Annotated in this window: 17 protein-coding genes; 11 read left to right on the top strand and 6 right to left on the bottom strand. The window is 65.8% G+C overall.

Annotated elements, in window-relative coordinates; genetic code table 11:
- The first annotated feature begins 67 nt into the window (after positions 1-67).
- Positions 68-1,129 carry a YeiH family protein gene (locus ACIPZ8_RS15815; protein ID WP_400724815.1) on the top strand — a complete coding sequence of 354 codons (1,062 nt, stop codon included), beginning with the start codon at positions 68-70 and terminating at the stop codon, positions 1,127-1,129.
- Positions 1,130-1,192: 63 nt separating this feature from the next.
- A complete protein-coding gene (gene ppnN, locus ACIPZ8_RS15810) occupies positions 1,193-2,566 on the top strand; it encodes a nucleotide 5'-monophosphate nucleosidase PpnN (protein ID WP_060513345.1) in 1,374 nt (457 codons plus the stop codon).
- 29 nt (positions 2,567-2,595) lie between these two features.
- Here ppnN and ACIPZ8_RS15805 read toward each other — a convergent pair whose 3' ends face one another.
- Positions 2,596-3,762, bottom strand: coding sequence for a GGDEF domain-containing protein (locus ACIPZ8_RS15805; protein WP_400724812.1), 1,167 nt, complete (start codon positions 3,760-3,762; stop codon positions 2,596-2,598).
- Positions 3,763-4,012: 250 nt separating this feature from the next.
- The gene (gene pssA / locus ACIPZ8_RS15800) at positions 4,013-5,341 is read right to left on the bottom strand and encodes a CDP-diacylglycerol--serine O-phosphatidyltransferase (protein WP_400724809.1); all 1,329 of its coding nucleotides are present in this window, start codon (positions 5,339-5,341) and stop codon (positions 4,013-4,015) included.
- Between the two features lie 160 nt (positions 5,342-5,501).
- Between pssA and ACIPZ8_RS15795 the strand changes: the two genes are divergently transcribed.
- A complete protein-coding gene (locus tag ACIPZ8_RS15795) occupies positions 5,502-6,497 on the top strand; it encodes a GlxA family transcriptional regulator (protein ID WP_400724806.1) in 996 nt (331 codons plus the stop codon).
- A gap of 10 nt (positions 6,498-6,507) precedes the next feature.
- Here ACIPZ8_RS15795 and ACIPZ8_RS15790 read toward each other — a convergent pair whose 3' ends face one another.
- The 3 genes from ACIPZ8_RS15790 to katG form a co-directional block, all read right to left on the bottom strand.
- Positions 6,508-7,842 carry an MFS transporter gene (locus ACIPZ8_RS15790; protein WP_400724803.1) on the bottom strand — a complete coding sequence of 445 codons (1,335 nt, stop codon included), beginning with the start codon at positions 7,840-7,842 and terminating at the stop codon, positions 6,508-6,510.
- A gap of 180 nt (positions 7,843-8,022) precedes the next feature.
- Entirely contained in the window at positions 8,023-9,234 is a 1,212-nt protein-coding gene (locus ACIPZ8_RS15785; RefSeq protein WP_294324262.1) for a M24 family metallopeptidase, read from the bottom strand.
- A 251-nt stretch (positions 9,235-9,485) separates the two neighbouring features.
- A complete protein-coding gene (gene katG, locus ACIPZ8_RS15780) occupies positions 9,486-11,741 on the bottom strand; it encodes a catalase/peroxidase HPI (RefSeq protein WP_400724800.1) in 2,256 nt (751 codons plus the stop codon).
- Between the two features lie 349 nt (positions 11,742-12,090).
- Here katG and ACIPZ8_RS15775 point away from each other — a divergent pair, with 349 nt between their 5' ends.
- The 3 genes from ACIPZ8_RS15775 to ACIPZ8_RS15765 all read left to right on the top strand — a co-directional run bounded on the left by ACIPZ8_RS15775 (position 12,091) and on the right by ACIPZ8_RS15765 (position 14,122).
- Entirely contained in the window at positions 12,091-12,999 is a 909-nt protein-coding gene (locus tag ACIPZ8_RS15775; protein WP_400724797.1) for a LysR family transcriptional regulator, read from the top strand.
- Between the two features lie 101 nt (positions 13,000-13,100).
- Complete coding sequence (locus ACIPZ8_RS15770) at positions 13,101-13,697, top strand: hypothetical protein (RefSeq protein WP_400724794.1); 597 nt, start codon at positions 13,101-13,103, stop codon at positions 13,695-13,697.
- 107 nt (positions 13,698-13,804) lie between these two features.
- On the top strand, positions 13,805-14,122 hold the full coding sequence (locus ACIPZ8_RS15765) for a DUF2388 domain-containing protein (RefSeq protein ID WP_400724792.1): 318 nt from the start codon (positions 13,805-13,807) through the stop codon (positions 14,120-14,122).
- Positions 14,123-14,485: 363 nt separating this feature from the next.
- Here ACIPZ8_RS15765 and glcC read toward each other — a convergent pair whose 3' ends face one another.
- Positions 14,486-15,250, bottom strand: coding sequence for a transcriptional regulator GlcC (gene glcC, locus ACIPZ8_RS15760; RefSeq protein ID WP_400724789.1), 765 nt, complete (start codon positions 15,248-15,250; stop codon positions 14,486-14,488).
- 195 nt (positions 15,251-15,445) lie between these two features.
- On the opposite strand from glcC, the gene glcD reads away from it, so the two are divergent.
- From glcD to ACIPZ8_RS15735, 5 genes are all read left to right on the top strand, one after another.
- The gene (gene glcD, locus ACIPZ8_RS15755; RefSeq protein ID WP_400724787.1) at positions 15,446-16,945 is read left to right on the top strand and encodes a glycolate oxidase subunit GlcD; all 1,500 of its coding nucleotides are present in this window, start codon (positions 15,446-15,448) and stop codon (positions 16,943-16,945) included.
- Positions 16,945-17,997, top strand: a complete 1,053-nt coding sequence (glcE, locus tag ACIPZ8_RS15750) for a glycolate oxidase subunit GlcE (protein WP_400724784.1) — start codon at positions 16,945-16,947, stop codon at positions 17,995-17,997. Before glcD ends, glcE begins: the two co-directional genes overlap by 1 nt.
- 10 nt (positions 17,998-18,007) lie before the next feature.
- A complete protein-coding gene (glcF, locus tag ACIPZ8_RS15745; protein WP_400724781.1) occupies positions 18,008-19,243 on the top strand; it encodes a glycolate oxidase subunit GlcF in 1,236 nt (411 codons plus the stop codon).
- Complete coding sequence (locus ACIPZ8_RS15740; RefSeq protein WP_400724779.1) at positions 19,236-19,634, top strand: heme-binding protein; 399 nt, start codon at positions 19,236-19,238, stop codon at positions 19,632-19,634. The genes glcF and ACIPZ8_RS15740 overlap by 8 nt, the downstream gene beginning before the upstream one ends.
- A gap of 106 nt (positions 19,635-19,740) precedes the next feature.
- Entirely contained in the window at positions 19,741-21,909 is a 2,169-nt protein-coding gene (locus ACIPZ8_RS15735; RefSeq protein ID WP_400724777.1) for a malate synthase G, read from the top strand.
- The last annotated feature ends 9 nt before the right edge of the window (positions 21,910-21,918 follow it).

The following is a 21,918-nucleotide window of genomic DNA, read 5'->3' as shown; positions in this document are numbered from 1 at the left end:
CGATTTTTTATAAGCTTATAACCAGATTAACGTAGGCCATGTCGAAACACTTTCCCGGAGGACTCACATGGCCACGGCAACGTCCAACCCCGCGCTAGCGCCCACCCTCTCCACCCGAGGGCGGCTCAACGGCATCCTGTTCGTCGCGCTGTTCGCGCTCGCCGTCACCCAGCTGGCGGCCCTGCCCGCCATCGCCAACCTGGGCATCAGCCCGCTGATCGTCGGCATCGTCGCCGGCGCCCTGTACGGCAACGCCCTGCGCGATGGCGTGCCAGCCAGCTGGGCGGCCGGCATCAACTTCTCGGCCCGCGGGCTGCTGCGCATTGCCGTGGCCTTCTTCGGCCTGCGCGTAAGCCTGCAGGAGATCGCCGAAGTCGGCTGGTCCGGCCTGACCGTATCGCTGCTGGTGGTGACCAGCACCTTGCTGATCGGCCTGTGGTGCGGCACCAAGCTGTTCAAGCTGGACCGCGACACCGCCCTGCTCACCGCCGCGGGCAGTGCCATCTGTGGTGCCGCCGCCGTACTGGCATTCGAATCGGCGCTGCGCAGCGCCCCGCACAAGAGCGCCATGGCCGTCGGCAGCGTGGTGCTGTTCGGTACCTTGTCGATGTTCCTCTACCCGCTGGCGATCAATGCCGGCTGGCTGCCCCTGGACACGATGGGCGCCGGCCTGTTCCTCGGTGGAACCATTCATGAAGTGGCCCAGGTGGTAGGCGCGGCCAGCAACGTCAGCCCCGAAGCCACGCACATCGCCACTATCGTCAAGATGACCCGGGTGATGCTGCTGGTACCGGTGCTGCTGGTGGTCGGCCTGTGGATCAGCCGTTCGCGCCAACCCGGCCAGGCTCAAGGCAATGGCCGCATCGCCATGCCCTGGTTCGCCTTCGGCTTCCTCGCCCTGGTGCTGGTGAACTCGCTGCAGGTGCTGCCGGGCAGCGTGACCCAGGCGGTCAACAGCCTGGACACCTTCGCCCTGACCATGGCCATGACCGCGCTGGGCATGGAAACCCGCTGGAGCCAGATCCGCCAGGCCGGGCCCAGGGCACTGATCACCGGGGCGCTGCTCAACCTGTGGCTGGTGGCTGGCGGCATGGCGATCACCCTGGGTGTGCAACGCCTTTTAGGTTGACGTGCAAGGATCGGTATGGTGTTGTCTTGCAAGGATGTTTTTACCTGCACAGGAACGACTTAGATGCCTCAACGCCATGTCATCAATGCATCCGTCAGCCCCAAAGGCAGCCTGGAGACGCTGTCGCAACGTGAAGTCCAGCAACTGAGTGAAGTCGGTACCGGTAGCCTCTACACCTTGTTCCGCCAGTGCGCCCTGGCCATTCTCAATACCGGCGCCCATGTCGACAACGCCAAGACCATTCTCGAGGCGTACAAGGACTTTGAAGTCCGTATCCATCAGCAAGACCGCGGCGTGCGCCTGGAGCTGCTGAACGCTCCCGCCGACGCCTTCGTCGATGGCGAAATGATCGCCAGCACCCGCGAGATGCTGTTCAGCGCCCTGCGCGACATCGTCTACACCGAAAGCGAGCTGGCCAGCCAGCGCATCGACCTGGAAAGCTCCCAGGGCATCACCGACTACGTCTTCCATCTGCTGCGCAACGCCCGCACCCTGCGCCCAGGCGTGGAGCCGAAGATGGTGGTGTGCTGGGGCGGCCACTCGATCAGCAGCGAGGAGTACCAGTACACCAAGAAGGTCGGCCACGAACTGGGCCTGCGCAAGCTGGACATCTGCACCGGCTGCGGCCCGGGCGTGATGAAGGGCCCGATGAAGGGCGCGACCATCGCCCATGCCAAGCAACGCATGCACGGCAGCCGCTACCTGGGCCTGACCGAACCGGGCATCATCGCCGCCGAGGCGCCGAACCCGATCGTCAACGAACTGGTGATCCTGCCGGACATCGAGAAGCGCCTGGAAGCCTTCGTCCGCGTCGGCCACGGCATCATCATCTTCCCCGGCGGCGCCGGTACTGCCGAGGAATTCCTCTACCTGCTCGGCATCCTCATGCACCCGGACAACCAGGCCCTGCCCTTCCCGGTGGTGCTCACCGGGCCACGCAGCGCCGAACCGTTCCTGCAGCAGCTGCATGCCTTCGTCGGCGCCACCCTCGGCGAGGCAGCGCAGCGTCACTATCAGATCATCATCGATGACCCGGCCGAAGTGGCCCGGCACATGGTCGAGGGGCTCAAGGAGGTCAAGCAGTTCCGCCGCGAGCGCAACGACGCCTTCCACTTCAACTGGCTGCTGAAGATCGACGGCGGCTTCCAGCACCCGTTCGACCCGACCCACGCCAACATGGCCGAACTGGCCCTGCGCCGGGATTTGCCAGCGCACGAGCTGGCGGCCAACCTGCGCCGGGCGTTTTCCGGGATCGTCGCGGGCAACGTGAAGGACAAGGGGATCCGCCTGATCGAGGAACACGGGCCGTATCAGATTCGTGGTGATGCGGCGGTGCTGGAGCCGCTGGGGCGGCTGTTGCAGGCGTTTGTCGACCAGCACCGGATGAAGTTGCCGGGTGGGGCGGCGTATGTGCCTTGCTATCAGGTTGTGACCTGAGACTGCTGGGGCCGCTTTGCGGCCCCCCGCTATTTCACTGGACTGACCAAAGTCCGGTCCACCAGGCGAATGCTGTCACGCCCGCCGCGCTTGGACTGGTACAACGCCACATCCCCCTGCTCGATCAACGCCGCCAGGCTGGCCGGCGGCTGGTCGAACAGGTTGGCGCCGATACTCAAGGTCACCGCTTGCGGGGTCGGCATCGCCTCCCGGGCAAATTGCTGGAACTGGTCGCGCAGCTGGCTGCCCAGTTCCACCACCTGCTCGCTGCTGGCATCGCTGAGCAGGATCACGAACTCATCGCCGCCCAACCGCGCGGCCAACGACCGCTCCGGCAGCACCGCGCGGATCATCTCGCTCAACGCGACAAGCAAGCGGTCACCCGCCGCATGGCCATGCAGGTCGTTGACCAGCTTGAAGTTGTCGATGTCGATCAGCAGCAGCGCCCCAGGCTGGGCCGGGCTGACCGCCTTGAACAGGTGCGTGGCCCGCACTTCCAGGGCCCGGCGGTTGTACAGCGCGGTCAGGGGATCGCGGGCGGCCAGCCGGGCAATCCGTTCTTCACGGCGATAGCGCACGGTGCCGGTCATCGACAGCGCGATCAGCATGATCGCCATCGCCCCTTCGACCAGGGAAACCTGGATGATCAGCCCGCCAAAGGTCGCCAGGTCGATCAGCGAGCCCGGCGTCACTGCCACGATCGCCTTGGCCACATAGAACAGCCCATGGATCAGCAGCACGTAACGCAGCTGCACCGCGCCCACGCTCAGCGACTTGCCATGGGGGCGCAGCAGGTAGCTGGCCTTGAGCGTGAGCAACGCCACCAGCAGCGAGTTGACCATCAGCATGACTTTCGACCACTGTGGCCCCACGGGCAGCAGCAACAAGCCGAACCATACCAGCACGATCAGCAGCCACGCCCGTGACAGCCGGACCTGGGTGAAACGCACCACGCCCAGCAGGAAGAACGCATGGGCGACCACCAGCAAGCCGTTGGCGAACCAGATGCCGATCAGCAGCAGGCCGATCCCGCGCAGCAGGGCCAGGGTCGAACCGACCGTGATGGTGGCGAAACCGGCGCTCCAGCACAGCAGTGACGATTCGCGGACACTGCGCCACTCGATCGCCAGGTACAACGCAGCCGCTGCGGCCAGGGCGATGGAGATCGTCAGCATCGTGGGTGGATCAAGCGCCATAGACGGATTGGCCTGTCTGGTTAACGTGGAAAAGGCGTGATTGTATGCGCTTGAGATGACTTTTCAGAGGGGCGAACCGTCGCGATGCATGCAAATGAATGCATCCGTTCAAGGTACGACACGCTCCGTGGTCTTCCCGGCATCCCTAAAAAACGCAATCACGCCCGGTTCTCCACCGGGTTACCCAGGTTGATGATAGCCTTTACACACTACGGCAACTGCTGTTTTTGCCCGGCAAAGGGGCCGGGGCTCAGAGCACCCGCTTGATCAACGGCTCCAGCCGGCTATAGCGCAGGCGCCGCAAAAACTTGCGCACTTCCTTGGGATGCTCGGCCTTCTCGCCCAGTTCATCCGCCGTGCCGATCTGCGGCGCATGCCGGCGAATGCCCTCCAGTTCCACCGCCCGCGGCACCAGCCACTGCCCTTGCGGGTCATCGATCAGCAGCCCGTTTTCCAGGTCCAGGTTGAACCCGCGTGGGTTGAGGTTGTTGCCGGTCAGCAGCGAATAGCGCTGGTCGACCCACACCCCCTTGGCGTGGAAGGTATGCCCTTTATCGTTCCAGATCCGTATCTGCAACTGGCCGCTGACAATGGCGGCGTGCCGCCGCCGGGCGAAGGCACGCAGGTTGTCCTCGTACAGGTAGGGCAAGGCACCACTGGCGCTGAACGGCTCGCCCGGAGCGATGTAGAAGTCGTTGGCGGTGCGGTGGCCGACAATCAGCTCGATACGCACGCCTCGGTCCAGGGCATGGTCGATCTCGCGCATCACCACCCGTGGCGGGTTGAAATACGGCGTGCTGATGATGATCTGCGCGCGTGCCGCCGCCAACAGCGCGCACAACGTGCGGTTGAGCGGGTTGCCACGGCCGACGCCGAGCAGCGGAATCACCCGCAGCCCCTGCCCCGCCATGGCGGCCGGTGCGTCATAGGCCATGCGCCGCAAGCGCGCGCGCAGGCGCCGGATATCGCCGCGCAGGCTGCGGGTGGCCGGTGGCGCGGGCAGGTCCAGGCGCGGTGTGGCGGTGTGGTGCAACAGGCGCCGGACCAGGTCGACCATGGCGTCGGCCAGGGCCGGCGACTGGAACAGGTGGTAACGGTCCAGCCGGTAGCGGTCGAAGCGGTGCAGATAGACGTTGTTCAGGCTGGCGCCGGTATAGATCACGCAATCATCGATCACGCTGCCCTTCAGGTGCAGCACGCCGAACAGCTCGCGGGTCTGCACCGGCACGCCATGGATCACCACGTCGAGCCCACGCAGCTGGCGCTGGGCCTGGTACCAGGCCGCGTTGCCCGGCTGGCGCCCGGCCCCCAGCAGGCCACGGCGGGCACGGAACCAGTCGACCACGATGACGATCTCCAGGCCCGGACGCTCGGCCTTGGCCTGGTACAGGGCATCGAGCACCTCCTGGCCGGCCTCGTCCTCCTGCAGGTACAAGGCGACGATGACGATACGCCGGGTCGCGGTGGCGATGCGTTCGAGCAGGCAGGTACGGTAGGCCGCGGCATCGGGCAGTACCTGGATCGCCTCAGGGGCGATGGCGAAACCTGGCAGCGCCGCCAGCATGGATTCGGGGTTCACGTACGATCACCTTCTTATTCTGCAATCAGGTCCATTCCTGGCCGTTGCGCCCGGGGTGTAAGATCAGCCCGGCAACGACCCATAACAACAAGAAACACGCGAGGCCTGTTTTGCCACTGCCCCTGACGAACTACGCCTCAGCTTGCACAGGAAGATCGCAATGGTCCACCCCGCCTCCATCAGCGTCACGCCTTGCCCAACCAGAACCTTCGGTTTTCTGGTGTTGCCCAACTTCACGACCATCGGCCTGGCATCGGCGGTGGAAACCCTGCGCATGGCCAACCTGGCGGCGCGCCACCCCTTGTACCGCACCGTGCTGATTGCCGCCAGCCCGGAGCCGGTGGTAGCCAGCAATGGCATGCGCGTGTTGCCCGACCACAGTATCGCCGACGCTCCGGCGCTGGACGCCCTGTTCGTGGTCGGCGCCAACCCGATCGACCGCAGCCGCGCTGGCACCCGGCCGCTGATCGACTGGCTGCGCCAACTGGCGCGCCAGCGCCTGCCACTGGGCGGGATCTGCACCGGCAGCTACCTGCTGGCCAAGGCCGAGCTGCTCAATGGCTACCGCTGCACCATCCACTGGGAAGACCTGCAGACCCTGCAGGAACACTTCCCCGACATTGTCATCTCCAGCCAGCTGTTCGAGCTGGACCGCGACCGTTTTACCTGTTCCGGCGGCGTGGCGGCCATGGACATGATGCTGCAACTGGTCGCCCGCCAGGCCGGTGGCCAGGACATCGCCGCCAAGGCCGCCGAGCTGTTGCTGTGTGACCGCGTGCGGGGTGAGCGCGAGCGCCAGCGAGTGCCGTTGCGCACCTTGCTCGGCAGTGCCCAGCCCAAGCTGAGCCAGGTGGTGGCGATCATGGAGGCGAACCTGGAGGAGCCGCTGGGGCTGGACGAGCTGGCCAGCCTCAACGAAGTGACCGTGCGCCAGCTGGAGCGTTTGTTCCATAAGTACCTGCAGCGTACCCCCAGCCAGTACTACCTGGAGTTGCGCCTGTCACGGGCACGGGAACTGCTGTTGCGCAGCGATGTGCAGGTGCGCGAGGTGGCGCTGGCCTGCGGCTTCAGCTCACCGGCGCATTTTTCCAAAAGCTACAGTCGCTTCTTCGGCCTGTCGCCGTTGGGCGAACGGCGCCAGGCCTCGTTGCATTGAAGGAAGCGGCTCAGTCCTGCAGGGCCGCATGCGCCGTTTCCCGGCACATCAGCATGGCCAGCAACGCAACCAGCGCGGCTGCCAGCAGGTAGCCCGCCGGGGCCAGCTTGCTACCCGTGGCCTGGATCAACCAGGTGGCGATGAACGGCGCGGTCCCGCCAAACAGCGCATTGGCCAGGTTGAAGCTCAAGGCAAAGCCGCTGAAACGCACCTGGGTCGGGAATATCTCCGCCAGCAGGCACGGCAAGGTACCGTCGTTCATCGCCAGCATGGCACCGAAGAGAATCTGGATGGCCAGGATCACCAGCAACGGCTGCCCGTCGAGCAATTTGAACAAGGGTACGGTCAGGCCGAGAAACAGCAACGAAGCCACCACCAGCATGGTCTTGCGGCCGAACTGGTCGGACAGCCGTCCCATCAGGAAGATCAGGCCGATGTAGGTTGCCAGCGATACCGTGGAAGCAATGAACGAGTCGCGCTCGCTCATGCCCATCTCGTTGGACAGGTAGGTCGGCATGTAGCTGAGCAGCAGGTAGAAAGCCACGGCGTTGAGGCAGGTGACGCCGAGGCCGATGGCCAGGCTGCGACGATGCCGCGCCAACAGCTCGCGGATCGGCGCCGGGGTCATGCAGGCCTTGTGTTCCAGGCGCTGCTCCATTTCCAGGAACTTCGGTGTGTCTTGCAGGCTCATGCGGATGTAACGGCCGACCAGACCGAACGGTGCGGCCAGCAGGAACGGCAGGCGCCAGCCCCAGCTGTGCAGGTCTTCGCTGCTCAGCAGCTCATGCAGCACCGCGACGAATGCCGCACCGAACAGCAGCCCGGCCGCCGTGCTGGCCGGGACGATGCTGGTGTACAGGCCACGCCGGCCGGGCGGTGCATATTCGGCAAGAAACGCAGCGGCTCCGGCATATTCACCCGAGGCGGAAAACCCCTGGACCAGGCGGATCAGCAACAGCAGGCCGGGCGCCCACAGGCCGATCTGCGCATAACCTGGCAGCAGACCGATGCAGAACGTTGAAATCGACATGATCAGGATCGACCAGGACAGGGCGTTGCGCCGGCCATGGCGGTCGCCAAAATGCCCCCAGACCACGCCGCCCAGAGGGCGGACCAGAAATGACAGGGCAAACACTGCGAAGGTCGCCAGCAGGCCGCTGGTCTTGTCGGTCTGTGGGAAGAAGGTGGCGGCAATGATGGTGGCGAGGTAGCCATAGGCGGCGTAGTCGAACCATTCGACAAAATTGCCCATGAAACTGGCGCGCGCGGCCTTGCGCAGGGCCTGGCGTTCGGCGTCGGGTGCGGCGCCGTCGAGGGAGGGAGCGTTGAAGGTGGTGCTGGACATGACGGGTACCCTCTGATTCTTCTAATTGGCGGCAGGGTCTGGTGGTCATACAGTGGTTTTTTTGTTGTCGGGGCCGGCCTCTTCGCGGCTGAAGCCGCGCCTACAGGTATTTCACCGGCCTTCAGGGTGGTGGTAACGCTGTAGGAGCGGCTTCAGCCGCGAAGCAGGCGACGCCAATGCTTATTTGCGAATGATGTTGTGCTCCGGCCCATAGGGGAACTTGGTGATGTTTTCGGCGCCGTGTTCATTGACGATCAGGATGTCATGCTCGCGGTAACCGCCCGCCCCTGGCCGCCCTTCGGGCAGCATGATCATCGGCTCGATCGACACCACCATGCCCGGCTCCAGTACCGTGTCGATGTCCTCGCGCAGTTCCAGCCCGGCTTCCCGGCCGTAGTAGTGGCTCAGGGTGCCGAACGAGTGGCCATAGCCGAACGTGCGGTACTGCAGCAGGTCGTGACGCAGGAAAATCTCGTTCAGTTCACGGGCGATGTCGCAGCAACGCATGCCCGGGCGCACCAGCTTGAGGCCCGCCTCATGCACCTCGACGTTGGCCTGCCACAGGCGCAGGTGATCGTCCGGGCAATGGTCGAGGAACAAGGTGCGCTCCAGCGCGGTGTAGTAGCCGGCGATCATCGGGAAGCAGTTGAGGCTGAGGATGTCGCCCTTGTTGACCTTGCGGCTGGTCACCGGGTTGTGCGCGCCGTCGGTGTTGAGCCCGGACTGGAACCAGGTCCAGGTGTCCATCAGTTCGCTGTCAGGGAAGCTTCTGGCGATTTCGCGGACCATCGCCTGGGTGGCATGCAGGGCCACTTCATATTCCGGCACCTGGTCGCGCAGGGCCTCGACCACCGCCGCCCCACCGATATCGGCAACCCGTGCGCCATGGCGGATCAGCGCCTGCTCCTCGGCCGACTTGATCATGCGCATGCGCATGCACGGTGCGCCGATGTCCAGCAGTTCGGCCTTGGGGTAGCAGGCCGCGAGCTTGGCGTGGTTCTGCAGGTTGAGGTGGTCGTATTCGACGCCGATGCGCGAGGCCAGTGGTAGGGCCTGCTGGATGGCGACGAAGTAGTTGTCGCGCTGCCAGTCGGTGTAGACGATGTTGTCAGTGCCCACCGTGCGCCGCCAGGGCTGGCCACCGTCGATGTTGGCGCTGATCGACACCACCTTGTCCTGGGTGACCACCAGCGCATAGGGGCGGCCGAACGAGCAGTAGAGGAAGTCGCTGTAGTAGTTGACGTTGTGGTACGAGGTGAAGATGGCCGCCTCGATATCCTGCTCGGCCATGTAGGCCCGCAGGCGGGCATGACGGGCGGCGTACTCCTGTGCGGAGAAGGTCGGCTTGACCTTGTCGCCGTTGCGGATTTTCAGGGTCTGGGGCATTTGCATGGTCGGTGTTCCTTGTCGTTGTGAGCACGCTGTTCAGGCCGGCCGCCTGAGAAGCATTGCAACAGAACGAACGAGGACGCTTTTGTATCTATCCGACCTGGAATTGGCGCTATGGCCACTGGCCGTGGGGCAGCTTTGCAGCCCTATCGCGACACAAGGCCGCTCCTACAAGTATCGCGCCGCCTGCAAAACTGGCGCTGTACCTGTAGGAGCGGCCTTGTGTCGCGAAAAGGGCGCAATGCGCCCTCAATTCACTTCAGATCAAAGCGATCGAGCTCCATGACTTTCACCCAGGCTGCGACGAAGTCTTTGACGAACTTGTCCTTGCCATCGCTGCTGCCATACACCTCGCTCAACGCCCGCAACTGCGCATGGGAGCCAAACACCAGGTCGACCCGGCTGCCCGTCCACTTCACCTGCCCGGTCTTGCGATCGCGGCCTTCGAAGCTTTCGTTGTCCGCCGAAGTCGGCCTCCACTCCACGCCCATGTCCAGCAGGTTGCGGAAGAAGTCGTTGCTCAGGGTGCCGGGCTTGTCGGTAAACACACCGTCCTTGCTGCCACCATGGTTGGCACCGAGCACGCGCAGGCCGCCGATCAGCACGGTCAGCTCGGGCGCGGTGAGGGTCAGCAGCTGGGCCTTGTCCAGCAACAGCTTCTCGGCCTTGACGCTGTAGCGGGCCTTGCTGAAGTTGCGGAAGCCATCGGCCAGCGGCTCCAGCACGGCAAACGACTCGACGTCAGTCTGCGCCTGGGAGGCATCGACCCGGCCCGGGCGGAAGCCCACGCTGACGTTATGACCGGCGTCCTTGGCGGCCTTCTCCACGGCGGCTGAGCCGGCCAGGACAATCAGGTCGGCCAGGGAGACCTTCTTGCCACCGGCGTTGAATTCGCCCTGGATCTTCTCCAGCGCCGCCAGCACTTTGCCGGTGCCCTGGTTCGCCACCCAGTCCTTCTGCGGTGCCAGGCGCAGCCGGCCGCCGTTGGCGCCACCGCGCTTGTCCGAGCCACGGAAGGTCGAGGCCGCCGCCCAAGCGGTGGAAACCAGTTCGGCGACGCTCAGGCCCGAAGCGAGAATCTTGGCCTTGAGCCCGGCGATGTCCTGCTCGCCCAGCACTGGCTGGTCGGCTTTGGGCAACGGGTCTTGCCACAGCAGTTCTTCGTTGGGCATTTCCGGGCCCAGGTAACGCGCCAGCGGGCCCATGTCACGGTGGATCAGCTTGTACCAGGCACGGGCGAAGGCGTCTGCCAACTGGTCCGGGTTGTCCTTGAAGCGCTTGGCGATCGGCCCGTAGATCGGGTCGAAACGCAGGGCCAGGTCAGAAGTGAGCATCGAGGGCGCGTGGCGCTTGCCCGCGTCATGGGCATCCGGCACGGTGCCTGCGCCCTTGCCATCCTTTGGTCGCCACTGGTGGGCGCCGGCCGGGCTCTTGGTCAGTTCCCAGTCGAAGTTGAACAGGTTGTTGAGGTACTCGTTGCTCCATTGGGTGGGCGTCGAGGTCCAGATCACTTCCAGGCCACTGGTGATGGCGTCGCCACCCTTGCCAGTGCCGAACTTGTTGGCCCAACCCAGGCCCTGCAGCTCCAGGCCGGCAGCCTCAGGCTCAGGGCCGACGTTGTCGGCCGGGCCGGCACCGTGGGTCTTGCCGAAGGCGTGGCCGCCGGCGATCAGTGCCACGGTTTCTTCGTCGTTCATGGCCATGCGGCCGAAGGTGTCGCGGATGTCCTTGCCCGACGCCACTGGGTCTGGGTTACCTTCCGGGCCTTCCGGGTTCACGTAGATCAGGCCCATCTGCACGGCGGCCAGCGGGTTTTCCAGGTTGCGCTCACCGCTGAGGTCGCGGCTTTGTTCTTCCGGGCGCTTGGCCGGCTCGGCGACCAGATCACCCTGGCCTGGCGGCTGCGCCTTGACCTGATCCTTGCCGTAGCGGGTGTCGCCACCCAGCCAGACCTTTTCCGAGCCCCAGTACACATCTTCGTCCGGTTCCCACACATCGGCGCGGCCGCCGGAGAAGCCGAAGGTCTTGAAGCCCATGGACTCCAGGGCGACGTTGCCAGTGAGCACGATCAGGTCGGCCCAGGAGATCTTGTTGCCATACTTCTGCTTGATCGGCCACAGCAGGCGCCTGGCCTTGTCCAGGCTGACGTTGTCCGGCCAGCTGTTGAGCGGCGCGAAACGCTGCTGGCCGGAGCCGGCACCGCCACGGCCATCACCGATGCGGTAGGTACCGGCGCTGTGCCAGGCCATGCGGATGAACAGCGGGCCATAGTGGCCGAAGTCGGCTGGCCACCAGTCCTGGGAGTCGGTCATCAAGGCGGTCAGGTCTTTTTTCAGGGCCTGGAAGTCGAGGCTCTTGAACGCCTTGGCATAGTCAAAGTCCGGGTCGGGGCTGGACTTCGACGAGTGTTGATGGAGAATCCTGAGGTTGAGCTGGTCAGGCCACCAGTCACGGTTGGTGGTGCCGCCACCTGCGGTTTGATGGAACGGGCATTTCGATTCGTTCGACATCTGCTGTTACCTTTGGGTCGGTTATCCAGATTTCCGGTCTATGCCAGGTGTTCTTTCAGCCGAGCACATGGGCTCATGCCTACCCCTCATCAGGTCAGGTCGGTCACGTACCGACACGGGGCTTGCGAAGCTGTCACGCCACGTGCCGCGCGGTCTTGCACCCAGGTGCTGACGCGCCGCCCGCAGCTGGATTTCGCAGGGCCAGGGGAAAGACTAGTCGAGCTTGGGCAGAGGTCTAATAGAGTGGCTCTTGCGGGCTGATAGCCCCGGCACATCCATACAAGGCACAACCGCCTGCGTCGTGCTTCAATACACCGCCAACCCCTACAGCCCCGGTGAGCCAAGCCCCATGAACCGCAACGACCTGCGCCGCGTCGACATGAACCTGCTGGTGCTTTTCGAAGCCCTGATGATCGAACGCAACCTGACCCGGGTCGGCGAAAAGCTGTTCATCACCCAGTCCACCGTCAGCGCCGCCCTCGCCCGCCTGCGCGAGCTGTTCGACGACCCGCTGCTGATCCGCAGCGGCCGGGCCATGGAACCGACGCCGCGGGCCATGCAGATCTTCGCCGAGCTGGGCCCGGCCATGGATGTGATTTCGTCCGCCATCAGCCGCGCCCGCGACTTCGACCCGGCCAGCAGTTGCAACCAGTTCCGCCTGGGCCTGTCGGACGACGCCGAGTTCGGCCTGTTCCCCGCCTTGCTGCAGGCGCTGCGCGAGGAGGCGCCGGACATCAGCGTGGTGGTACGCCGCGCCAACTTCCTGCTGATGCCGGGCCTGCTGGCCAGTGGCGAGATCTCGGTGGGCGTGAGCTACACCACCGACCTGCCGGCCACCGCCAAGCGCCGCAAGCTGCGTGATATCGGCGTGCGGGTGCTGCGCGCCGACAACCGCCCGGGCCCGCTGACCCTCGACGAGTACTGCGCCCGGCCCCATGTGATGGTGTCGTTTTCCGGTGACATGAGCGGCAACATCGACCTCGACCTCGCCCGCATCGGCCGCTGCCGCAAGGTGGTGCTGGCCGTGCCGCAGTTCGGCAGCCTGCGCGCGCTGCTGCGCAACACCGAAATGATCGCCACCGTGCCGGACTACGCCGCCTGTGCCCTGGCCGACGACGGTAGCCTGCGCGCCGACCCGGCCCCCTTCGAGATCACCGAGGCCGAACTGTCGATGGTGTGGAGCGGCGCCCACGACAACGACCCCGCCGAGCGCTGGCTGCGCGAGCGCATCCTGCAGTACATGGCCCGCCCGAGCTGATTCATCGACCTCATCGATAGCCACCATGAATGCCATCAAGTTCCGCCGCAGCCGCTGACGGCGGAACATGGCCGCATTCACTGATCGATGAGGCCCTACCCATGAAAACCGGCATGCTCGCTGCGCTGCTCGCTCTGTTCGCTGCCCTTGGCGGTTGTGCCGCGCCAGGCCAGCAGGCTGCCCAGCCCTACGGGCATTTCTACTCGGCCACCGCCCTTTCCAGCGTCGCCCTGGCCCCGGGGCAGCACGTGGCCGTGCTGCTCGGGCGCAACGCCGACAGCACCCTCAGCTACCTGCAGCAGCACCGTGGCGACGGGGTGGCCAAATCACAGCCGCGCAGCATCCCAGTGGCCACCCTGCGCGGTGGCAGCCAGGCCTACGACTGGCTGGCGCATTCACTGGCCCAGCAGTTCGCCGAGGTGACCTTCTATGAAGACCTGGACAGCCTGCTCGCCGACCATCCGGACGTGATCGTGCTGCTGGACAGCGAAAGCCGCCTGGCCACTGCGGACGTTGAAAGCCGGGTGGTGGCGCGCTTCTTCGACAGCCAGCTCACCTACATCGGTCGCGCCGAGGGGCGTGCGCGCAAGGATGTCAGCAATGTGGCGCGCATGCTCGAAGACGAACAGGCCGCCAAGGCCGATGCCCTGCGCGATTTCGACGCTTCGCTGCAGCGCTTGCTGGGCAGCAAGGTGTAAGGCGCAACGACGCTCTGGCAGAAAACAGGGAACTACCTCCACTCGCCCGCTTTCTTAAACACTGAGTGGTTTATTTCCTTGTGCTTCACGTTACTGGAGAACACGACATGCGCCACCTACTCCTCGCCCCTGCGCTGCTGCTCCTGCTGCCTGCCGGTGCGGCCCTGGCCCGCGTCGATGCGGGCGACGTCGCCACCTCGGCCGGTATCTCCGCCTCGCTGTATTCGACCTTCAAGGATGACAAACGGATCATCCCCGCTCGCGACGAGCTTTCTGCGTTCGTCGCCAGTGGCGGGACCATCCGTGGCGCCTATGTGGAGTCGGCGCTGGAACAGGCCCGCAAGGACAACCCTGGGCTGCAGGCCAGTGACGAAGAGCTGGCCCGGGCGATTTTGTCCCAGGATGATCCGGTTGCCCATCATTGAAACTGTGTATTTGTGCGAGCGCCTGTGCTGAGATTGCATGAGGGCCACCAGGTGCCAGTCACAACAGTTGTAGCGCCTGTGAGATCGAGCGCCGCCCGCGCGGCGCATCGCGGGCAAGCCCGCTCCTACATCTGTTTCGGGCCAGTCCCTCCTGTGAAGCCAACAGGGACCGCCTTGGTGCATGACAGGAGACAGGTGGAGCCCACCGAGATGTACCGCCATGCCAACAAGGCGGATCCTGTTGGCGGCACAGGAGATACTGGCCCGATACAGATGTAGGAGCGGGCTTGCCCGCGATGCGCCGCGCGGGCGGCGCTCGTTCTCATAAGCGCTGCAAGACCGCAGCCATGCACCTGTGTGCCCTCACCCCCACCCATCCATCCGCATGGTCGCCCTGACCAACCGCTGCTCTTCCTGCTCGATCTCCCGCAAACTGTCGCGAATCCCGTTGATATGCTCGCGCGCCGCCCGCTGCGCCTGCTCGGGCAACTGTTCCATCACCGCGTGATACAACCGCGCATGCTGGCGATCGATCTGGCGCTTCTGCGCCGGCCGGCAGTAGAGGTTGTTGACCGAGGCGAACACCGTGCTCAGGGTCAGGTCGCTCAGTGACTGCAAGGTATGCACCAGCACCGGGTTGTGTGACGCCTCGCTGATTGCCCGGTGGAAAGCATGGTCACGCCGGGCATGCTCGCGTGGGTCCAGCGCTTCGACAGAAGCATGGGCGTCCAGCATGTCTTCATAGCGCCGGCGGATCAGCAGGCGGTCGATATCGGTGGCTCGCAAGGCCGCAAGGCGTGCCGACTCGGCCTCCAGCAAGGCCCGCACCTCCAGCAGGTCGAACAGCGTGCGCGGCTGAGAGCTGAACAGGTGCATCAACGGCGTGGTACTGGCCTGCCCAGCAAGGTCGGCGACGAACGAGCCGCGCCCCTGCTCGGTATCGATGATGCCGCGCCCACGCAGAATGCGCAGGCCTTCACGCAGTGCCGAGCGCGAACAGCCAAGTTTTTCCACCAGGCGCCGCTCCGAGGGCAAGGCCTGGCCGACCTTGAGCACGCCTTCGACGATCAGCCGCTCGACCCGCTCGGCCACCTGGTCTGCGACCTTGGCCTTGCCTTCAATCCCCATGCACGGACTCCAACTGGTAGGACCACTGCTGTCGATGGCTCCAATCTAGCCGCTTGAACTCAGCAATAACCAGTGCTTCCCTGAAAAACTGGTAGGACCAGTGCCCCACACCCTCGACCGACCCCACTCAAGCGCGCAGTCTGCAAGGGTGATCGGTTTGCCAACAACAACAAAAACTGCCGCTGAGTGAGCCTGATGAACATCCTCTACGACGAACGTGTCGACGGCGCGCTGCCCGCCGTGGATCTGCCCGCGCTGCTGCAGGCGCTGGGTGATGCCCTCCCGGACCTTGAGGTCCTGCACCGCGCAGAAGATCTCAAGCCTTATGAATGCGACGGCCTCTCGGCCTACCGCACGGTGCCGCTGCTGGTGGTACTGCCCGAACGCCTGGAACAGGTGCAGACCTTGCTCAAGCTCTGCCACTCGCGTGGCGTGCCAGTGGTAGCGCGCGGCGCCGGTACCGGCCTGTCGGGCGGTGCGCTGCCGCTGGCCAAGGGCATCCTGCTGGTGATGGCGCGCTTCAACCGCATTCTCGAAGTCAACCCGCAAGGCCGCTTCGCCCGGGTGCAGCCCGGTGTGCGCAACCTGGCCATCTCCCAGGCCGCCGCCCCCCACGGCCTGTACTACGCACCCGACCCTTCTTCGCAGATCGCCTGCTCGATCGGCGGCAACGTCGCCGAAAACGCCGGTGGCGTGCACTGCCTGAAATACGGCCTGACCGTGCACAACCTGCTCAAGGTGGAGATCCTCACCGTCGAGGGTGAACGCCTGACCCTGGGCAGTGACGCCCTCGACAGCCCAGGCTTCGACCTGCTGGCACTGTTCACCGGCTCCGAGGGCATGCTCGGCATCGTCACCGAGGTGACCGTCAAGCTGCTGCCCAAGCCCCAGGTGGCGCGGGTGCTGCTGGCCAGCTTCGACAGCGTCGAGGATGCCGGCCGTGCGGTGGCCGAAATCATCGCCGCCGGTATCATTCCCGGCGGCCTGGAGATGATGGACAACCTGGCGATTCGCGCCGCCGAGGACTTCATCCACGCCGGCTACCCAGTCGACGCGGCCGCCATCCTGCTGTGCGAGCTGGATGGCGTCGAAGCCGATGTGCAGGATGACTGCGAACGGGTAGACGAGGTGCTCAAGCAAGCCGGCGCCCGCGAAGTGCGCCTGGCCTGTGACGAAGCCGAGCGCGTGCGCTTCTGGGCCGGGCGCAAGAACGCCTTCCCGGCGGTGGGGCGGATTTCGCCGGACTACTACTGCATGGACGGCACCATCCCGCGCCGCGAATTGCCCCGGGTGCTCAAGGGCATCAGCGAACTGAGCGAGGAATACGGCCTGCGCGTGGCCAACGTGTTCCACGCCGGCGACGGCAACATGCACCCGCTGATCCTGTTTGATGCCAACCTGCCCGGCGAACTGGAGCGCGCCGAGGCCATCGGCGGGCGCATCCTCGAACTGTGCGTGGCGGTGGGCGGCAGCATCACCGGCGAGCACGGCGTGGGGCGCGAGAAGATCAACCAGATGTGCGCGCAGTTCAACAGTGACGAAATCACCGTGTTCCATGCCGTGAAGGCGGCGTTCGACCCGCAAGGGCTGCTCAACCCGGGCAAGAACATCCCCACCCTGCACCGCTGCGCCGAGTTCGGCGCCCTGCACGTGCATCACGGGCAACTGCCCTTCCCCGAGCTGGAGCGCTTCTGATGAGCATGGACCGCGACATGAGCCAGGACCTGCTCGAACAGGTCAACCAGGCCCTGAACCTGGGCACGCCGCTGCACATCCAGGGCGGCAACAGCAAGGCCATGCTCGGCCGCCCGGTGGCCGGCGAGATCCTCGATACCCGCAACCACCGGGGCATCGTCAGCTACGACCCGACCGAGCTGGTGCTCACCGCCCGCGCCGGCACGCCGCTGCTGGAGATCGAGGCGGCGCTGCACGAGGCCGGGCAGATGCTGCCCTGCGAACCGCCGCACCTGGGTGCCGAGGCAACCCTGGGCGGCATGGTCGCGGCCGGGCTGTCCGGGCCGCGCCGGCCCTGGGCAGGGTCGGTACGTGACTACGTGCTCGGCACGCGCGTGATCACCGGGCACGGCAAGCTGCTGCGCTTTGGCGGCGAGGTGATGAAGAACGTTGCCGGCTACGACCTGTCGCGACTGATGGCCGGCAGCTTTGGCTGCCTGGGGCTGCTGACCGAGGTGTCGCTGAAGGTACTGCCGCGTCCGCGTGAGTGCCTCAGCCTGCGCCTGCCGATGGACCGCCACCAGGCCCTGGCCGAACTGGCCGAATGGGGCCAGCAACCGCTGCCGATCAGTGCCGCCTGCCATGACGGCGAAGCACTGCACCTGCGCCTGGAGGGCGGTGAAGGCTCAGTGCAGTCGGCCCGCCAGCGCCTGGGCGGCGACGTGCTCGACAGCCGTTTCTGGAGCGACCTGCGCGAACAGCGCCTGGCCTTCTTCAACGACCCGGCGCCGCTGTGGCGGCTGTCGGTGCCGACGGCCAGCGGTGAACTCGACTTGCCGGGGCAGCAACTCATCGACTGGGGTGGCGCGCAGCGCTGGCTGAAATCGACGGCACCGGCGCAGCTGATCCGCGAACAAACGGCCAGGGTTGGCGGCCACGCCACCCGCTATGCGCCCGGCGACGACAGCAGCGCGCCGCTCCCGGCGGCGCTGATGCGCTACCACCTCGCGCTCAAGCAGCAACTCGATCCCCAGGGCGTGTTCAACCCTGGCCGCCTGTACCCGGACCTGTGAGGCCACGCCCATGCAAACCAACCTGAGCGAGAGCGCCAAGCGCCTGCCCCGTGGCGAGGAAGCCGAAAGCATTCTGCGCAGCTGCGTGCACTGCGGTTTCTGCACGGCCACCTGCCCGACCTACCAACTGCTCGGCGACGAGCTGGACGGGCCACGTGGGCGCATCTACCTGATCAAGCAAGTGCTCGAAGGCGCGCCGGTCACCGCCAGCACGCAACTGCACCTGGACCGCTGCCTGACCTGCCGCAACTGCGAAACCACCTGCCCGTCGGGGGTGAAGTACCACGACCTGCTGGACATCGGCCGCGCCGTGGTCGAGCAGCAGGTACCGCGCCCGCTCGGCCAGCGCCTGCTGCGCCAGGGCTTGCGTGCCGTGGTGCCACGCCCGGCGCTGTTCAAGGCCCTGACCCGCACCGGCCAGGCCCTGCGGCCGGTACTGCCGGCCAACCTCAAGCGCAAGCTGCCGGCCCAGGTGACGCCTGCCGGCGAACGGCCCGCACCCCGCCATGCCCGGCGCATCCTGCTGCTTGAGGGTTGCGTGCAGGCTGCCTTGTCACCCAACACCAACGCCGCCACCGCGCGCCTGCTGGACCGCCTGGGGATCAGCGTGGAACCGGCGTACGAAGCCGGCTGTTGCGGCGCGGTGGATTACCACCTCAATGCCCAGAAACAGGGCCTCGATCGCGCCAGGCGCAACATCGATGCCTGGTGGCCGGCCATCGAGGCCGGTGCCGAGGCCATCGTGCAGACCGCCAGTGGCTGTGGTGCCTTTGTGCGTGACTACGGCCACCTGCTGGAAAAAGACCCGCACTACGCCGCCAAGGCCGCACGGGTCAGTGCGCTGTCGCGGGACCTGGTCGAAGTGCTGCGCGACGAACCGGTCGAACAGCTCGGCCTGTGCGCCGAACAGCGCCTGGCCTTCCATTGCCCGTGCACCCTGCAGCATGCGCTCAAGCTCGGCGGCCAGGTGGAAAGCCTGCTGACGCGCCTGGGCTTCACCCTCACCCCGGTGCCGGACGGCCACCTGTGCTGCGGCTCGGCCGGCACCTATTCGCTGACCCAACCCGAACTGTCGCGGCAATTGCGCGACAACCGCCTGAACGCGCTGGAAAGCGGCAAACCGCAGGTCATCGCCACCGCCAACATCGGTTGCCAGACCCACCTCGACGGGGCCGGGCGCACGCCGGTGCGGCACTGGATCGAAATCGTCGAAGCAGCCTTGAGCCAGGAGAACAACCATGCATAGCAAATCCGTGATCGGCCAGGCGGAAGTGACCCGCCTGCTTGCTGCCGCCCGCCAGGAAGCCCAGGCGCAACAGTGGAACGTGACCATCGCCGTGGTCGACGACGGCGGCCATCCGCTGGCCCTGGAGCGCATGGACGGCTGCGCGCCGTCCAGCGCCTACATCGCTGTGGAAAAGGCCCGCAGTGCCGCCCTGGGGCGCAAGGAAACCCGTGACTTCGAACAGATGGTCAATGGCGGGCGCACGGCCTTCGTCACCGCGCCGCTGCTGACCAGCCTGGAAGGCGGCGTGCCGGTGCTGGTCGATGGCCAGGTGGTGGGCGCCGTCGGCGTGTCCGGGGTCAAGCCCGAGCAGGATGCCCAGGTGGCCAAGGCGGGCGTGGCCGCCCTTTGAAAGGCTGCGCGGTCCCTGTAGGAGCCGCGCTTGCCGGCGCCCACAAATACAGCGCACGCCTGGACGCTGCATATTTTCTAAAACCTGAACACCGAGCGAGAAGACAATGACCCATCCCCTCAAGGTCGCCCCGATCCTGCAACGTTTCATCGAGGATGAAGTGCTGCCTGGCACCGGCATCGACGCCGCCAGCTTCTGGCAAGGCTTCAGCACCCTGGTCCACGACCTCGCCCCGCGCAACCGTGAACTGCTCGCCGAACGCGACCGCCTGCAGCACGAACTGGACGCCTGGCACCGCCAGCACCCCGGCCCGATCAGCGACATGGCCGCCTACCAGGCTTTCCTGCGCAGTATCGGCTACCTCGTTGAAGCCCCGCAGCAGGTGCGCATCAGCACCACCCAGGTCGACCGCGAAATCGCCGAGCAGGCCGGCCCGCAACTGGTGGTCCCGCTGAGCAATGCCCGCTACGCGCTGAACGCCGCCAACGCCCGCTGGGGCTCGCTGTATGACGCGCTCTACGGCACCGATGCTATCCCCGACAGTGACGGCGCCGAGCGCGGCCTAGGCTACAACCCGGTGCGCGGCGCCCGGGTGATCGCTTTCGGCCGGGACTTTCTCGACCGTTCGGCACCGCTGGCAGGCGCATCCCACACGGACGCCCAGGCCTACGCGATCCATCAGGGCAAACTGCAGGTGACCTTGAGCGATGGCCGCCAGGTCGGCCTCGCAGCGCCTGCACAACTGCGCGGCTACCAAGGCGAACCCGGCCAGCCAGCGGCCATCCTGCTGCAACACCATCGCCTGCATTTCGAACTCCAGATCGACCCGGCCAGCACCATCGGCAAGGCCGACCGCGCCGGGGTCAAGGACATCCTCATCGAAGCCGCGCTGACCACCATCATCGACTGCGAAGACTCGGTGGCGGCGGTGGATGCCGAGGACAAGGTCAACGTCTACCGCAACTGGCTGGGCCTGATGAAAGGCGACCTCAGCGAACAGGTCAGCAAGGGCGGCAAGACCTTCACCCGCGCACTGGCCAGGGACCGCGAATACCATGGCGCGAATGACCAGCCCCTGACCCTGCCCGGCCGCTCGCTGCTGTTCATCCGCAACGTCGGCCACCTGATGACCAACCCGGCGATCCACGACCGCGATGGCCGGGAGATCCCCGAAGGCATCCTCGACGCCGTGGTCACCAGCCTGATCGGCCTGCACGACCTGAAACGCCGCGGCAACTCCCGCGAGGGCAGCGTGTACATCGTCAAGCCGAAGATGCACGGGCCGGCCGAAGTGGCCTTCGCCGACCAGCTGTTCGGCCGTGTCGAGGACCTGCTCGGGCTGCCTCGACACACCTTGAAGATGGGCATCATGGACGAAGAGCGGCGCACCAGCGTCAACCTCGCAGCCTGCATCGCCAGCGCGGCAGCACGGGTAGTGTTCATCAACACCGGTTTCCTCGACCGCACCGGCGACGAAATGCACAGCGCCATGGAAGCCGGCGCCATGCTGCGCAAGGGCGACATGAAAGGCAGCGCCTGGATCCAGGCCTACGAACGCAGCAACGTACTGGTGGGCCTGGCCTGTGGCCTGCGCGGCAAGGCGCAGATCGGCAAGGGCATGTGGGCAATGCCCGACCTGATGGCGGCCATGCTCGAACAGAAGATCGCCCAGCCCCGCGCCGGCGCCAACACGGCCTGGGTGCCCTCGCCCACTGCCGCGACCTTGCATGCGCTGCATTATCATCAGGTGGACGTGCCGGCGGTGCAGGCACAATTGGAAAGCGTCGACCTGGGCGCCGAGCGCGCGCAACTGCTGCACGACCTGCTGAGCATTCCGGTGAGCCCGGACCGACCGTGGAGTGCGGACGAAATACAGGCCGAGCTGGACAACAACTGCCAGGGCATCCTGGGTTACGTGGTGCGCTGGGTGGAGCAAGGCGTCGGTTGCTCGAAGGTGCCGGACATCCATGACGTAGGGCTGATGGAGGACCGCGCCACCTTGCGCATCTCGGCCCAGCACATCGCCAACTGGCTGCACCATGGGGTGGTCACCCTTGACCAGGTCGAGGCGACCTTGCAGCGCATGGCCACGGTGGTGGACCAGCAGAATGCCGGGGATCCGGCGTACCGGCCGATGGCCGGGAATTTCGCGGGTTCGCATGCGTTCCGTGCGGCGCAGGCGCTGGTGATCAAGGGGCGTGAACAGCCTAGCGGTTATACCGAACCGTTGCTGCATGGCTGGCGCTTGAAGTTCAAGCAGGAGGTTAAACCCTGACACCGCTCC

It is taken from the genome of Pseudomonas sp. NPDC089422 (assembly GCF_044749405.1).
GTDB lineage: Bacteria > Pseudomonadota > Gammaproteobacteria > Pseudomonadales > Pseudomonadaceae > Aquipseudomonas.
Note: the sequence above shows the minus strand (reverse complement) of the source record. Positions and strands in the feature narration are given on the sequence as shown.

Excerpts from the sequence above, each read along its gene's own strand:
- ACIPZ8_RS15815 (WP_400724815.1), top strand. The coding sequence starts at position 68 with ATGGCCACGGCAACGTCCAACCCCGCGCTAGCGCCCACCCTCTCCACC.
- ppnN (WP_060513345.1), top strand. The coding sequence starts at position 1,193 with ATGCCTCAACGCCATGTCATCAATGCATCCGTCAGCCCCAAAGGCAGC.
- ACIPZ8_RS15805 (WP_400724812.1), bottom strand. The coding sequence starts at position 3,762 with ATGGCGCTTGATCCACCCACGATGCTGACGATCTCCATCGCCCTGGCC.
- ACIPZ8_RS15795 (WP_400724806.1), top strand. The coding sequence starts at position 5,502 with ATGGTCCACCCCGCCTCCATCAGCGTCACGCCTTGCCCAACCAGAACC.
- ACIPZ8_RS15790 (WP_400724803.1), bottom strand. The coding sequence starts at position 7,842 with ATGTCCAGCACCACCTTCAACGCTCCCTCCCTCGACGGCGCCGCACCC.
- ACIPZ8_RS15785 (WP_294324262.1), bottom strand. The coding sequence starts at position 9,234 with ATGCAAATGCCCCAGACCCTGAAAATCCGCAACGGCGACAAGGTCAAG.
- katG (WP_400724800.1), bottom strand. The coding sequence starts at position 11,741 with ATGTCGAACGAATCGAAATGCCCGTTCCATCAAACCGCAGGTGGCGGC.
- ACIPZ8_RS15775 (WP_400724797.1), top strand. The coding sequence starts at position 12,091 with ATGAACCGCAACGACCTGCGCCGCGTCGACATGAACCTGCTGGTGCTT.
- ACIPZ8_RS15770 (WP_400724794.1), top strand. The coding sequence starts at position 13,101 with ATGAAAACCGGCATGCTCGCTGCGCTGCTCGCTCTGTTCGCTGCCCTT.
- ACIPZ8_RS15765 (WP_400724792.1), top strand. The coding sequence starts at position 13,805 with ATGCGCCACCTACTCCTCGCCCCTGCGCTGCTGCTCCTGCTGCCTGCC.
- glcC (WP_400724789.1), bottom strand. The coding sequence starts at position 15,250 with ATGGGGATTGAAGGCAAGGCCAAGGTCGCAGACCAGGTGGCCGAGCGG.
- glcD (WP_400724787.1), top strand. The coding sequence starts at position 15,446 with ATGAACATCCTCTACGACGAACGTGTCGACGGCGCGCTGCCCGCCGTG.
- glcE (WP_400724784.1), top strand. The coding sequence starts at position 16,945 with ATGAGCATGGACCGCGACATGAGCCAGGACCTGCTCGAACAGGTCAAC.
- glcF (WP_400724781.1), top strand. The coding sequence starts at position 18,008 with ATGCAAACCAACCTGAGCGAGAGCGCCAAGCGCCTGCCCCGTGGCGAG.
- ACIPZ8_RS15740 (WP_400724779.1), top strand. The coding sequence starts at position 19,236 with ATGCATAGCAAATCCGTGATCGGCCAGGCGGAAGTGACCCGCCTGCTT.
- ACIPZ8_RS15735 (WP_400724777.1), top strand. The coding sequence starts at position 19,741 with ATGACCCATCCCCTCAAGGTCGCCCCGATCCTGCAACGTTTCATCGAG.